Below are 12,851 nucleotides of genomic sequence, written 5' to 3'. Positions count from 1 at the left end.
GAAATTAACTGTGGAAAGCCGCGGTTTACGCCGACCGTTACGCAGATGGGAAAACACCCCGGAGGTTAGTCCGGGGTGTCTCTGGTGCGTGCGAGGGCAGGCAGCGCTTACTGGTCGAGGAACGACCGCATCTTGCGGCTGCGGCTCGGGTGCTTGAGCTTGCGCAGCGCCTTGGCCTCGATCTGGCGGATGCGCTCGCGGGTGACCGAGAATTGCTGGCCGACTTCCTCGAGCGTATGATCGGTGTTCATGCCGATGCCGAAGCGCATGCGCAGCACGCGCTCCTCGCGCGGGGTGAGGCTGGCAAGGACGCGGGTGACCGTTTCCTTGAGGTTCGCCTGGATCGCCGCGTCGACCGGGATCACTGCGTTCTTGTCCTCGATGAAGTCGCCCAGGTGCGAATCCTCCTCGTCGCCGATCGGCGTTTCGAGGCTGATCGGCTCCTTGGCGATCTTCATCACCTTGCGCACCTTCTCGAGCGGCATGCTCAGGCGCTCGGCCATTTCCTCGGGCGTGGGCTCGCGGCCCTGCTCGTGGAGGAACTGGCGCGAGGTGCGGACCAGCTTGTTGATCGTCTCGATCATGTGGACCGGGATGCGGATCGTGCGCGCCTGATCGGCGATCGAGCGGGTGATCGCCTGGCGGATCCACCAGGTCGCATAGGTGCTGAACTTGTAGCCGCGGCGATATTCGAACTTATCGACCGCCTTCATCAGGCCGATATTGCCCTCCTGGATGAGATCCAGGAACTGCAGGCCGCGATTGGTGTATTTCTTGGCGATCGAGATCACCAGGCGCAGGTTCGCCTCCACCATTTCCTTCTTGGCGATGCGCGCTTCGCGCTCGCCCTTCTGGACCATGTTGACGATGCGGCGGAACTCGGCGAGCGCCATGCCGGTGGCCTGGCTGATCTCGCTGATCTCGATGCGGATGCGATCGACTGCGGGGGCTTCGTTTTCTGCGAAAGCCTTCCACTTCTTGTCGAGCTTCTCGACGGTGGCGAGGAAGCTCTCGTCCATCTCGTGATCGACATAGCGATCGAGAAAGTCCTTGCGCGGCACCTTGTGGCGCTCGGCGAGGCGCAGCATCTGGCCGCCCAGCGCGGTCAGGCGCCGGTTGAAGCTGTAGAGCTGATCGACGAGATATTCGATCTTGGCGTTGTGGAACTGAACGCTCTCCACCTCGGCGGTCAGCTCTTCGCGCAGCTTGTGATAGTTGCGCTCGCTCGCCGCCGGCAGCTCGCCGCCGGCCGACATCGCGTCGAGCCGCTGCTGCTGGAGCTTGGAGAACTTCTTGTAGATCGAGGTGATGTTGGCGAACTTCTCAAGCGCCTGCGGCTTGAGCGTCTCTTCCATCTGCGCGAGGCTGAGGGTGTTGTCCTCTTCCTCGTCGTCCGAGATCCGCGGGGCGCGGCGCTCGGTCATCGAGTCCTCGTCCTCCTCCTCGGCGACTTCCTCGGGCTCGGCTTCTTCCTTGAAGGTCGTGCCGGCGGTCTTCTCGCTGATCTCGCCGTTATCGTCTTCCTCGGCGCCCTCGACCTGCTCGGCCGACGGCCCCTTGGAGAGCATCGCGTCGAGATCGAGGATCTCGCGCAGCTGCATCGTGCCTTCGTTGAGTGCGTTGGACCAGCCGATGATCGCGTTGAAGGTGATCGGCGACTCGCAGAGCCCCAGGATCATCGTGTCGCGGCCGGCCTCGATGCGCTTGGCGATGGCGATTTCGCCTTCGCGCGACAGCAGCTCGACTGCGCCCATCTCGCGCAGGTACATCCGCACCGGATCGTCGGTGCGGTCGACCGTTTCCTTCTTCTTCGCGGCTTCGAACGTGGGGGCGGAATTGTCGCCGCTTTCGCTCGCCTCGGCCTCGTCGGCCGAATCGTCCTCCGGCTCGGCGTCCTCGCCGACTTCCTCATTCTCGACGACGTTGACGCCCATGTCGTTGAGCGCCGCCATCACGTCCTCGATCTGCTCCGAGGTCATCTGATCCTGGGGGAGCATCTCGTTGAGCTGGTCGACGGTGATGTAACCGCGCTTCTTCGCCCGCGCGACGAGCTTCTTGATCGAACCTTCGTTCAGATCGATCAGCGGTGCGTCGCCCACGTCAATGGTGGTGTCGTCGCCGCTGCCGGCGCCATTAGCCTTCGCCATCAATAACCCTCGAAATCCTGATGGCGGCAATTATACGCCGCCCTAATCCTCGAAATCGTCTTCGTCCGCAAGCATCAGATTCGCAAGCCGCGCCTGGAGCTCCTGCCGCTGGCGCGACAGCGCCACCTGACGCGTGAATGCTTCTTCCGAACCGTCCCTGCTCAGCGCAGCGGTAGCCTCGGCGAGGGCCGCATCCACCATGGGCTGCGCCACCATCACCGCAATCGCCTCGTTCAGGTCGTCACGCGCCCTGGCCTCGTCGTCGGCGCGCGGCCGGGTGAACGAGAAGGGAAGCGTGTCGGCCCTGAGCAAGTCGCTCGCCACTGAATCGAAACCGGACCTCGCCAATATGGTGAGGACTTTGCCGCTATCAAGCTGCCGGTCTTCGAGCGCGACGTCGATCACCGCTTCGAACAATTTGCCGAGCGCGCCGGAAGCGGTGCGCAGCGAGCCCAATACCTCCATGTGGCGCGCGATCTCGGCCGGATGGCGGATCAGCCCGGCGAGCACGGCCTTGGCGAGGATCGGATCGAGCCCGGCGGCGTGCACCCCGCGCATCGTGGTGCCGGGCGGCGCCTCGGGCGGTTGCCAGTTGCCGCGCTTGTCGCGCTTGCCGCGGGCCGGAGCGCTCGGTCCGCGCTGCGTCCGCGCCTCGAAAGCGCGGGGGCCGCGCCCGAAATGCGCATCGATCCGCGCGCGAAACTCCGCAATATATTCGTGCTTCACATTGGGGTCGCCGATGCCGTCGGCGAGCTCCATCACCCGGCGCTTGAGCCCGGCGCGCTGCTCGGGCGTGTCGAGCGGTTCGGCGGCGACTTCGCTCTGCCAAAGGCGATCGACCAGCGGCTGCGGCGCCTTGAGCAGCGCCTCGAACGCCGCAGCCCCCTTGGTACGGACGAGGTCGTCGGGATCGAGCCCGTCGGGCAGGGTGACGAAGGCGAGGCTGCGCCCGGGCTGGAGCATCGGCAGCGCGCGGTGCGCGGCGCGCAACGCCGCCTTCTGCCCGGCCGAATCGCCGTCGAAGCAGAGCAGGGGGACTTCGGCGATTCGCCACAGCCGCTCGAGCTGGTGTTCGGTCAGCGCAGTGCCGAGCGGCGCGACCGCCTCCTCGAACCCGGCCTGGGCGAGTGCGATCACGTCCATATAGCCCTCGACGGCGAGGATGCGGCCGGACTTGCGCGCCGCGGCCTGCGCACGATCGAGATTGTAGAGCGTGCGGCCCTTGTCGAAGAGCGGGGTTTCGGGCGAGTTGAGATATTTGGGCTCACCGTCGCCGAGGATGCGGCCGCCGAACGCGATCGTCCGCCCGCGCACGTCGCGTATGGGGATCATCAGCCGGCCGCGGAAGCGGTCGTACGGCTCCTTCTCCTCGACCTGGATCAGCATGCCGGCCTCGACCAGCATCGCGTCGCCATAGGTGTTGAGCGCCTGGCGGAGCTTGCCGCGCGAATCGGGGGCGAAGCCGAGCCCGAAGCTGCGCGCGGTCTCCTCGGCGATGCCGCGCCGCTTGAGCACGCCGCGGGCTTCGGCACCTTCGATGCCATTGAGCTTCTCGACGAACCACGCCGCGGCGTCGGCCATCGCCTCGTGCAGCCCCTTGGCGCGCTCAGCCTTTTCGGCGGAGCGGCGGTCCTGCTCGGGCATTTCCATGCCGGCGGCCTGAACGAGCTCCTTCACCGCATCGAGGAAAGGCAGGCCGCGCTGCTCGGTCATCCAGCGGATCGCATCGCCATGCGCACCGCAGCCAAAGCAGTGATAGAAGCCCTTGTCGTCGTTCACATAGAAGCTGGGCGTCTTCTCGTTGTGGAACGGGCAGCACGCGCGGAATTCGCGCCCGGCCTTCTGCAGCTTGGTGGTCTTGGCGATCAGGCCCGATAGCAGCGTGCGTGCGCGAAGCTCGTCGAGAAAGGCGGGGGTGAGGCTCACCTCAGCTCAGCGCCGCCTTCACCAGCCCGCTCGCCTTGCTCATGTCGAGCGTCGCGGCGTGGCGCGCCTTCAGCTCGGCCATCACGCGGCCCATGTCCTTCATCCCCGCGGCGCCGAGATCGGCCTTGATCGCCTCGATCGCGGCGCGAGTCTCGTCCTCGCCCATCTGCTGGGGGAGGAAGCGCTCGATCACCGCGACTTCGGCGGCTTCGGCGTCGGCGAGCTCCTGGCGGCCGCCCTTCACATACATCTCGATCAATTCGCGGCGCTGCTTGACCATCTTCTGGAGGACTTCGATTACCAGCACGTCGTCATCGGCCGGTGCGCCGCCGGTGCGCGCCTCGATGTCGCAATTCTTGATCGCGCTCTGGATCAGGCTGATCGCGCCGCGGGTTTCCTTGTCGCCGGCCTTCATGGCGGCGATCTGGGCGGCCTTGATATCGTCTCGGATCATCATCTTCTCTTGCGTGAATCGGGGAATGTGACGCTGATAGACCCGCGAACCGGTTGACGCGAGGGGGCAGGGGGTCTAGCCGCCGCGACTTAGCGACATCGCTGCAACAACCTTATGGAGCGCCACCCCGCAATGGCCGAAGCCAAACCCATGTCTGCGCCCGCCGGAGCCACCGGCGTCTTGGTATTGGCGTCGGGGGACGTGGTGTGGGGCCGGGGATTCGGTGCCGAAGGCGATGCCGTCGGCGAGGTGTGCTTCCACACCGCGATGACCGGCTATCAGGAGATCATGACCGATCCGAGCTTCGCCGGTCAGATCATCAACTTCACTTTCCCGCACATCGGCAATGTCGGTGCCAATCCCGACGATATCGAGGCCGACGGCCCGCACGCGCTGGGCATGATCGTGCGCGAGGACGTGACCGAGCCGAGCAATTTCCGTTCGACCGAACATCTCGATGCGTGGATGGCGAAGCACAAGCGGATCGGCCTGTCGGGCATTGACACGCGCGCACTGACCCGCCGCATCCGCACCGGCGGCGCGCCCAATGGCGTGATCGCGCACTCCAGGGAGGGCACGTTCGACCTCGACGCGCTGCTTGAAAAGGCGCGCGCCTGGCCCGGGTTGGAGGGCATGGACCTCGCCATCACCGTGTCGTGCGAGACGCATTTCGGCTGGGAAGGCGGCGTGTGGAAGCTCGGCGCCGGCTATGACACCAGCCGCGGCGAGAGCAAGCGCCCGCAGGTCGTTGCGATCGACTATGGCTCGAAGCGCAATATCTTCCGCAACCTGGTCCAGGCCGGCGCGGACGTGACCGTGCTGCCCGCCACCGCCACCTTCGAGCAGGTGATGGCATTCAATCCGGACGGCTTCTTCCTCTCCAACGGCCCGGGCGATCCGGCGGCGACTGGCGAGTACGCCGTGCCGGTGATCCGCCAGCTGCTCGAGACCGGCAAGCCGCTGTTCGGCATCTGCCTCGGCCACCAGCTGCTCGGCCTCGCGGTGGGTGCTGAGACCACCAAGATGTTCCAGGGCCATCGCGGCGCCAACCATCCGGTCAAGCGGCTGGAAGACGGCGCGGTGGAGATCACCTCCATGAACCACGGCTTCGCCGTCGAGCGCGAGAGCCTGCCGGCCAATGCCCGCGAGACGCATGTGTCGCTATTCGACGGCTCCAACGCCGGTATCGAGCTCACCGACCGCCCGGCGTTCAGCGTGCAATACCATCCCGAGGCCAGCCCGGGCCCGCAGGACAGCCTCTATCTGTTCGAGCGGTTCGTGGGGATGATGGGAGCGCAGCGTTGAAGCTGGTGGCCAAGATCTTGGTCTTGGCCACCATCGTCGTCGCTCTGTTCGTTGCTGCCCTTGTTTGGGTCCTAGACAGGACTTTAGGAAGCGGGTCGTGTTCTACCACCGTCTACCAGCAAGCCAAGGGATCGGAAGGTTTACTCGCAAGAGTTCAGATGACGGATTGTGGAGCTACCACGGGGTACTCGCGAACCGTGATGGTTCAGCAATCGGGAATCTTCACTCAAGAGTGTAGAGCGGCAGGTTTCGACGGACAGCCGAGGGTCCGTTTGCGTTGGCTGGCAAATGGCTCCCTCGAAATTGTTCACACCGCATCGTCTAACGATGTGTTCGCGTCCAACAGCCACTGTTTTGGGCGCCCTATCAAAGTGACTCAGGAACGATAATGCCCAAGCGCACCGACATCTCCTCCATCCTCGTCATCGGCGCGGGGCCGATCGTTATCGGTCAGGCGTGCGAGTTCGATTATTCCGGCACGCAGGCGATCAAGGCGCTCAAGGAAGAGGGCTATCGCATCGTCCTGGTCAATTCGAACCCGGCGACGATCATGACCGATCCCGAGCTGGCCGATGCGACCTATGTCGAGCCGATCACCCCGGCGATCGTCGCCAAGATCATCGAGAAGGAGCGCCCCGATGCGGTGCTCCCCACGATGGGCGGGCAGACCGCGCTCAATACCGCGCTCGCGCTGGCGAATGACGGCACGCTCGAGAAGTTCGGCTGCATCATGATCGGTGCGGACGCGGAGGCGATCGACAAGGCCGAGGACCGGCTGAAGTTCAAGGACGCGATGACCAAGATCGGGCTCGAAAGCGCCCGCTCGGCGATCGCGCATAGCGAGGCCGAAGCGCTCGCCGCGCTCGACCATGTCGGGCTGCCAGCGATCATCCGCCCGAGCTTCACCATGGGCGGATCGGGCGGCGGCATCGCCTATAATCGCGAGGAATTCATCGCGATCGTGCGCTCAGGCCTCGATCTGTCGCCGACCACCGAAGTGCTGATCGAGGAATCGCTGCTCGGCTGGAAGGAATATGAGATGGAAGTCGTCCGCGATCGTGCGGACAATGCCATCATCATCTGCTCGATCGAGAATGTCGATGCGATGGGCACGCACACCGGCAATTCGATCACCGTCGCGCCGGCGCTGACGCTGACCGACAAGGAATACCAGATCATGCGCAATGCATCGATCGCGGTGCTCCGCGAAATCGGCGTCGAAACCGGCGGTTCGAACGTCCAGTTCGCAGTCAATCCGAAGGATGGGCGTCTCATTGTCATCGAGATGAACCCGCGCGTGTCGCGCTCTTCGGCGCTGGCTTCGAAGGCGACCGGCTTCCCAATCGCCAAGGTCGCCGCCAAGCTGGCAGTGGGCTACACGCTCGACGAGATCATGAACGACATCACCGGGGCGACCCCGGCTTCGTTCGAGCCGACGATCGACTATGTCGTCACCAAGATCCCGCGCTTCGCCTTCGAGAAGTTCAAGGGCGCCGAGAACACGCTTGGCACCGCGATGAAGTCGGTCGGCGAGGTCATGGCGATCGGTCGCAACATCCATGAATCGATGCAGAAGGCGCTGCGCGGGCTCGAGACCGGGCTTTCGGGCTTCAACAATGTCGACAAGCTTGCCGGCGCGCCGCGCGACGAGATCGAGGCGGCGCTGGCCGTGCGCAGCCCCGACCGGCTGCTGATCGCGGCGCAGGCGCTGCGCGAGGGCTTCACCGTCGCCGAAGTCAACGCGCTGACCGCCTATGACCCCTGGTTCCTCGAGCGGATTTCGGAAATCGTCGCGGCCGAGGAAATTGTTTGCCGCGACGGCCTGCCCAACGACGCGGCCGGCCTGCGCCGGCTCAAGTCGATGGGGTTTTCCGACAAGCGGCTGGCCTATCTCGCGCTCAAGTCGCTCAACATGCGCGAAGGCACCGCCGCGATGGCGCGCAGCTCCGGCCTGATCGGCGAGGTCGCCAAGGCGATGACCGGCGGTGTTACCGAGGCCGATGTGCGCAAACTGCGCCACAAACTGGGCGTGCGCCCGGTGTTCAAGCGGATCGACACCTGCGCCGCCGAGTTCGAGGCGAAGACGCCGTATATGTACTCGACCTATGAGGCGCCGAGCTTCGGCGAGCCCGAGAACGAGGCGGCGCCGAGCGATCGGCGCAAGGTCGTCATCCTGGGTGGCGGTCCGAACCGGATCGGGCAGGGGATCGAGTTCGACTATTGCTGCTGCCATGCCTGCTTCGCGCTGGCCGACGCGGGCTATGAGACGATCATGGTCAATTGCAATCCGGAGACGGTGAGCACCGATTACGACACCAGCGACCGGCTCTATTTCGAGCCGCTGACCGCCGAGGACGTGCTCGAGATCCTCGAGATCGAGAAGTCGAAGGGCGAGCTGGTCGGCGTGATCGTCCAGTTTGGCGGGCAGACGCCGCTCAACCTGGCGCAGGCGCTTGAAGACGCCGGCATCCCGATCCTGGGCACCTCGCCCGACGCGATCGATCTGGCCGAAGACCGCGAGCGCTTTGCCGCCTTGGTCTCGAAGCTCGGGCTCAAGCAGCCGGCCAATGGCCTGGCGCGCAGCCGCGACGAAGCCGTGGCGGCGGCCGAGCGGATCGGGTTCCCGGTGCTGATGCGGCCGAGCTATGTGCTGGGCGGGCGGGCGATGGAGATCGTCGACACGATCCAGCAGCTCGACGACTATATCCAGACCGCGGTGCAGGTTTCCGGGGACTCGCCGGTGCTGATCGATCAGTATCTGCGCGACGCGATCGAAGTCGATGTCGACGCCATCTCGGACGGCGACGATGTCGTCGTCGCCGGGGTGCTCCAGCATATCGAGGAAGCCGGCGTCCATTCGGGCGACAGCGCCTGCTCGATCCCGCCCTACAGCCTTTCGGACGCGATCGTTGCCGAGATCGAGCGCCAGACGCATGCGCTGGCGCGCGCGCTCAAGGTCAAGGGGCTGATGAACATCCAGTTCGCAGTCAAGGACGGCGAAGTCTATCTGATCGAAGTCAATCCGCGCGCGTCGCGCACCGTTCCGTTCGTCGCCAAGGCGATCGGCATTCCCATCGCCAAGATCGCGGCGCGGGTGATGGCGGGCGAGAAGCTGGCGGCGCTGCCCAAGATCGACCGCGACATTGATTATATCGCAGTCAAGGAAGCCGTGTTCCCCTGGGCGCGCTTCCCCGGCGTCGATCCGGTGCTGAGCCCCGAAATGAAGTCCACCGGCGAAGTGATGGGAATCGATAGTGATTTTGCCACCAGCTTCGCCAAGGCGCAGCTTGGGGCGGGGACGGTGCTGCCGTCGTCGGGCACGCTGTTCGTCAGCGTCAAGCACGGCGACAAGCCGGTGGTGCTGCCCGGCGTGCGTATCCTCGCGGAACTGGGCTTCGGAATCGTCGCCACCGGCGGCACCGCCGACTTCCTCGAGGCCGAAGGGATCGCCGTCGAGCGGATCAACAAGGTTGCACAGGGCCGTCCGCACATCGTCGATCGCATCCAGGACGGCGGCATCCAGTTGATCTTCAATACCACCGAGGGCTGGCAGTCGCTCAAGGACAGTTCGAGCATCCGCAAGACCGCGATGGCGCAGAAGATCCCCTATTTCACTACGGCGCCCGCCAGCGTCGCGACGGCACGCGCGATCGAGGCGCTGAGCCGGAACAGCCTCGACGTGAAGCCGCTCCAGGCCTTCTACGCCGGGCGCCGGTGATTCCACGGCAAATCCGGTGCGGGGCAGCGGCTCCGCACCGGCGCCGAATTGGGGCAGTTTCGGGGCGAGCGCTTGATGTTTCGCCGCCGGCACCTTATTATTCGCCTTCGCACAAATGATCCCCCCAATCGATGTTAGTGTGCGGGCGCCTCTTTGTTGAGACGCTTGGGGACCGGGTTTTGACGAAGGACAAGGGCGTATGGCGACGGTCGAAAAGATGCCGATGCTGCAGGAAGGCTATGAGAAGCTCACCACCGAGCTCAAGCGCCTCAAAGTAGAGCGTCCGCAGATCGTCGATGCGATCGAGGAGGCGCGCGCGCATGGCGACCTTTCGGAGAACGCCGAATATCACGCCGCCAAGGAGCGCCAGGGCCAGATCGAGGCGTCGATCGCCGACATCGAGGACAAGCTGAGCCGTGCCCAGATCATCGATCCGCGCGACCTTTCGGGCGACAAGGTCGTGTTTGGCGCGACCGTGACGCTGCTCGACGAGGACGACAAGCCGATCCGCTACCAGATCGTCGGCCAGACCGAAGCGGACGCCAAGACCGGCCGCATCTCGTACAATTCGCCGCTGGGCCGCGGACTGATCGGCCGCAAGGTCGACGAGGAGGTCGAAGTGTCGGTACCTGCCGGCGACCGCTATTATGTCGTCTCCAAAATCGAATTCATCTGAGGCCCATATGCGCCGGCTGACGGCGACTTCGGTCATCGTGCTGGTGACGGCCGCAGTGAGCCTGGCCGTGACCTTTTTCTATGGGCAGAACGAGGCGTTCATGCGCGCGGGCTTCATCCCCGCGCGCGCCAGCGGCATCGGCACCGACTTTGCCGCGGTGCCGGTGTGGCTGACGCCGCTCAGCTCGGCGCTGCTCCACGCCGGCGTGCTCCATCTCGGCATGAACATGCTGATGCTGGGCTATACCGGCCGCGACACCGAGCAAGCGGTGGGCGCAAAGGGGATCGCGATCCTCTATCTCGTCGGCGCCTATGCCGCGGCCTTCGCGCAATGGCTTCCCGATCCGCAATCGATCACCCCGATGGTCGGCGCCAGCGGCGCGGCCTCGGCAGTGATCGGCGCCTATTCGCTGCTGTTCGGCCGTTCGCGCGCACGCGATCTCGGCCCGATCCCGGCCAAGGCAGTGCACGTGCTGTGGCTCGCCGCCGGCTGGACCGCGATCAACCTGATGATCGGCTATGCCTTTATGGGCGCGGGCGTGGCAGTGGCGGCGGCGGCGCATATCGGCGGCTTCGTTGCCGGACTGCTGCTCGCCAAGCCGCTCGCGCGCTGGCATTTCCGCATCGCCTGAATTGGTCTGACTGAACGCGATGGAGCACCCCGGCAAAGGCCGGGGTGCTGCGCGCGGTTATGCCTTGGTTTCGAGATCGGGCTCGAGCAGGCGGTGAAGATGCACGACGACATAGCGCATCTCGGCATCGTCGACGGTGCGCTGCGCGGCGGCGCGCCACGCCTTTTCGGCGGCGGCATAGTCCGGGAAGATGCCCACCACGTCTAGCTTGGTGGGATCGGTGAAGTCGAGCGTCTGCGGGTCGGTCACGCGGCCGCCGAAGACGAGGTGAAGCTTGCTCATGGATACTCCTGGGGAGAGCGGGTTTCGCCAGCCCTTACCGGCGGAAACCTTAACCGCTCAACCCCGATCTGATCCTTAGGCAGCGATTCGCCCCGTTCAGACTTTCTGGTTCGCGCCTTTGGCTGCCTCGACGACGCTGCCGAACAGCGCGCTGACCTTCTCACGCGTGGCATCGCGATCGGGGAGCAGCGAGTCGATTTCCTGGCGTCCGGCATCCTTGGCGGCCTGGGCCGCGGCGGTGGCGCGCTCGGCAAGATTGCGGCCGAGCGGCTCGAGCAGTTCGCGCTCCTTGGCGCTGCGCGGGAGCAGCGCGCCGACGAGCGCGCCGAGCGCGACGCCCCCGGCGACGAGTGCGAGCGGATTCTCGGTCAGTTCGTTCTTCTTGGGTGCGCTGGTCTGGACCGCAGGGGTCTGGGTCGCGGGGGGCTGCGCGGCTTTGGTGGTCATCGGATCATCCTTTCTTCGCGGGCTTCGCGGATTTCGGTTCCTTGTCCAAACCCTTGGGCTTGGGGGCGGTTGCATGAGGATTGCGGCGGCGCAGCGCATCGGCGATCCAGCCGCGCGCGAAGACCAGGCCGACGGTGCCCGCGATCGCCGCCGCCGCGAAGGGTCGGCTGCGCACGGTCTCGGCGCCCTTGCGGGCGGCAGAGGCGACGCTTTGCGCGGCGCTCTCGACTGCGTCCTGAGCGAGGTTTGTCGGGCTGAGCCGCTCTTGCACCGCGCCGAGCGTGCCAAACAGCTTGGCGCGCGCCGCGGCGACCTGCGCCTGTGCCGCCTCTACGTCATGGGGATTCTCGCTCATGGCTTGTCCCCGAGGATGCGTTTGACCTGCTGCCAGGCGAGCCAGGCCATCAGGCCGGAAAGCGCGCCGATCCCGATCACCACGATCAGCGTGGCGAAACCGGGCCCGACGATCGGCGACAAGGTAAGCACGAGCCCGACGACCAGCGCGACGGATGCGCCAAGTGCAAGCGATATCGCGGCAGTGCCGAACCACAGGCTGGCGCGGGCCTCGCGCAGCTTGGCGCGCACCAGCGTGCGATAATAGCCGATCTCGGCCTGCGCATAGCCCTTGCCGTCTTCGACGAGCTGCGTAAGCAACCCGCCGATGCTGGCGTCTGTTTCCGGCTCTGCCACCCCCCGCTGCCCCCTCAGGCCTTAGGCGTGCCGGCGGAAGAATTGCCTGCCGCGTCGAAGCCCGATTTGATCAGCCGCGCGAGCACGAAGCCCACGGCGGCGGCGGTGCCGACCGCGATCACCGGGCTCTTGCGGACAAAGGCGGTGGCGTCGTCGATCAAGTCATCGACTTCCTTGCCGCGCAGTGCATCGGCGAAGCCGGTCACGCTGTCTGCGGCCGAGCGCGCATAGCGGCCATATTCCTCGCCAAGCCGCGAATCGACGTCGTCGGCGGCGCTAGACATCATCTTGGCAACCTCGTCGAGTGCGCCGGTTGCGCGCTCCTTGCCCTGGCCGGCGAACTCGCGGGCGCGATCGGCCGCCTGGCTGGTGAACTTGGACGCTTCGTCCTTGATCTGCTGCGAAGCGGTGCGCTTCCCGCCGCCCGCGGTATCGTCGGCCTCGAAGTTGATCGCCGCCGGGCCCGAACCTGCGCCCGCCTTCGCTTCGAGGGTCGGATCGGCATCGAAGGTGACGCCCTCGGCGCCGTTCGAATTGGGTGTGTTCGTGTCAGCCATGCTGAAGCCCTTCCATAT

12 protein-coding genes are annotated in these 12,851 nt (G+C 65.5%); 4 read left to right on the top strand and 8 right to left on the bottom strand.

Features of this window, described 5'->3' with window-relative positions:
- Nucleotides 1–107 precede the first annotated feature (107 nt).
- The 3 genes from rpoD to AB2M62_RS08415 are packed head-to-tail and all read right to left on the bottom strand — an operon-like array spanning nucleotide 108 to nucleotide 4,527.
- Nucleotides 108–2,147 (bottom strand): RNA polymerase sigma factor RpoD, encoded by a 2,040-nt coding sequence (rpoD, locus tag AB2M62_RS08425; protein WP_404339343.1) that lies wholly within the window; start codon nucleotides 2,145–2,147, stop codon nucleotides 108–110.
- Nucleotides 2,148–2,189: 42 nt separating this feature from the next.
- Nucleotides 2,190–4,073: a DNA primase gene (gene dnaG, locus AB2M62_RS08420; protein ID WP_404339341.1), complete on the bottom strand. Its 1,884-nt coding sequence runs from the start codon at nucleotides 4,071–4,073 to the stop codon at nucleotides 2,190–2,192.
- Between the two features lies 1 nt (nucleotide 4,074).
- Nucleotides 4,075–4,527 carry a GatB/YqeY domain-containing protein gene (locus tag AB2M62_RS08415; RefSeq protein WP_404339339.1) on the bottom strand — a complete coding sequence of 151 codons (453 nt, stop codon included), beginning with the start codon at nucleotides 4,525–4,527 and terminating at the stop codon, nucleotides 4,075–4,077.
- Between the two features lie 132 nt (nucleotides 4,528–4,659).
- Here AB2M62_RS08415 and carA point away from each other — a divergent pair, with 132 nt between their 5' ends.
- The 4 genes from carA to AB2M62_RS08395 all read left to right on the top strand — a co-directional run bounded on the left by carA (nucleotide 4,660) and on the right by AB2M62_RS08395 (nucleotide 10,857).
- The gene (carA, locus tag AB2M62_RS08410; protein WP_404339337.1) at nucleotides 4,660–5,832 is read left to right on the top strand and encodes a glutamine-hydrolyzing carbamoyl-phosphate synthase small subunit; all 1,173 of its coding nucleotides are present in this window, start codon (nucleotides 4,660–4,662) and stop codon (nucleotides 5,830–5,832) included.
- 388 nt (nucleotides 5,833–6,220) lie between these two features.
- Nucleotides 6,221–9,550 (top strand): carbamoyl-phosphate synthase large subunit, encoded by a 3,330-nt coding sequence (gene carB / locus AB2M62_RS08405; protein ID WP_404339335.1) that lies wholly within the window; start codon nucleotides 6,221–6,223, stop codon nucleotides 9,548–9,550.
- A gap of 199 nt (nucleotides 9,551–9,749) precedes the next feature.
- Nucleotides 9,750–10,226 (top strand): transcription elongation factor GreA, encoded by a 477-nt coding sequence (gene greA, locus AB2M62_RS08400; RefSeq protein WP_404339333.1) that lies wholly within the window; start codon nucleotides 9,750–9,752, stop codon nucleotides 10,224–10,226.
- 7 nt (nucleotides 10,227–10,233) lie between these two features.
- Nucleotides 10,234–10,857: a rhomboid family intramembrane serine protease gene (locus tag AB2M62_RS08395; protein ID WP_404339331.1), complete on the top strand. Its 624-nt coding sequence runs from the start codon at nucleotides 10,234–10,236 to the stop codon at nucleotides 10,855–10,857.
- Between the two features lie 57 nt (nucleotides 10,858–10,914).
- Here the strand turns inward: AB2M62_RS08395 and AB2M62_RS08390 are convergent, their stop codons facing one another.
- The 5 genes from AB2M62_RS08390 to AB2M62_RS08370 all read right to left on the bottom strand — a co-directional run bounded on the left by AB2M62_RS08390 (nucleotide 10,915) and on the right by AB2M62_RS08370 (nucleotide 12,833).
- Nucleotides 10,915–11,139 (bottom strand): DUF4170 domain-containing protein, encoded by a 225-nt coding sequence (locus AB2M62_RS08390; RefSeq protein ID WP_404339329.1) that lies wholly within the window; start codon nucleotides 11,137–11,139, stop codon nucleotides 10,915–10,917.
- Nucleotides 11,140–11,235: 96 nt separating this feature from the next.
- Nucleotides 11,236–11,586: a hypothetical protein gene (locus AB2M62_RS08385; RefSeq protein ID WP_404339327.1), complete on the bottom strand. Its 351-nt coding sequence runs from the start codon at nucleotides 11,584–11,586 to the stop codon at nucleotides 11,236–11,238.
- 4 nt (nucleotides 11,587–11,590) lie between these two features.
- A complete protein-coding gene (locus AB2M62_RS08380; protein ID WP_404339325.1) occupies nucleotides 11,591–11,941 on the bottom strand; it encodes a DUF3618 domain-containing protein in 351 nt (116 codons plus the stop codon).
- A complete protein-coding gene (locus AB2M62_RS08375; protein WP_404339323.1) occupies nucleotides 11,938–12,276 on the bottom strand; it encodes a phage holin family protein in 339 nt (112 codons plus the stop codon). Before AB2M62_RS08375 ends, AB2M62_RS08380 begins: the two co-directional genes overlap by 4 nt.
- 14 nt (nucleotides 12,277–12,290) lie before the next feature.
- Entirely contained in the window at nucleotides 12,291–12,833 is a 543-nt protein-coding gene (locus AB2M62_RS08370) for a hypothetical protein (RefSeq protein ID WP_404339321.1), read from the bottom strand.
- Nucleotides 12,834–12,851 lie beyond the last annotated feature (18 nt).

It is taken from the genome of Sphingomonas sp. MMS12-HWE2-04 (genome assembly GCF_044881185.1).
In the GTDB taxonomy this organism is placed as follows: Bacteria; Pseudomonadota; Alphaproteobacteria; order Sphingomonadales; family Sphingomonadaceae; genus Sphingomonas.
The sequence above is the reverse complement of the archived record's forward strand: the minus strand, read 5'-3'. Positions and strand labels throughout refer to the sequence as shown.

Coding starts and splice junctions, on each gene's coding strand:
- AB2M62_RS08370 (WP_404339321.1), bottom strand. CDS start 12,833: ATGGCTGACACGAACACACCCAATTCGAACGGCGCCGAGGGCGTCACC.
- rpoD (WP_404339343.1), bottom strand. CDS start 2,147: ATGGCGAAGGCTAATGGCGCCGGCAGCGGCGACGACACCACCATTGAC.
- AB2M62_RS08395 (WP_404339331.1), top strand. CDS start 10,234: ATGCGCCGGCTGACGGCGACTTCGGTCATCGTGCTGGTGACGGCCGCA.
- AB2M62_RS08385 (WP_404339327.1), bottom strand. CDS start 11,586: ATGACCACCAAAGCCGCGCAGCCCCCCGCGACCCAGACCCCTGCGGTC.
- carB (WP_404339335.1), top strand. CDS start 6,221: ATGCCCAAGCGCACCGACATCTCCTCCATCCTCGTCATCGGCGCGGGG.
- AB2M62_RS08390 (WP_404339329.1), bottom strand. CDS start 11,139: ATGAGCAAGCTTCACCTCGTCTTCGGCGGCCGCGTGACCGACCCGCAG.
- greA (WP_404339333.1), top strand. CDS start 9,750: ATGGCGACGGTCGAAAAGATGCCGATGCTGCAGGAAGGCTATGAGAAG.
- AB2M62_RS08415 (WP_404339339.1), bottom strand. CDS start 4,527: ATGATCCGAGACGATATCAAGGCCGCCCAGATCGCCGCCATGAAGGCC.
- AB2M62_RS08380 (WP_404339325.1), bottom strand. CDS start 11,941: ATGAGCGAGAATCCCCATGACGTAGAGGCGGCACAGGCGCAGGTCGCC.
- carA (WP_404339337.1), top strand. CDS start 4,660: ATGGCCGAAGCCAAACCCATGTCTGCGCCCGCCGGAGCCACCGGCGTC.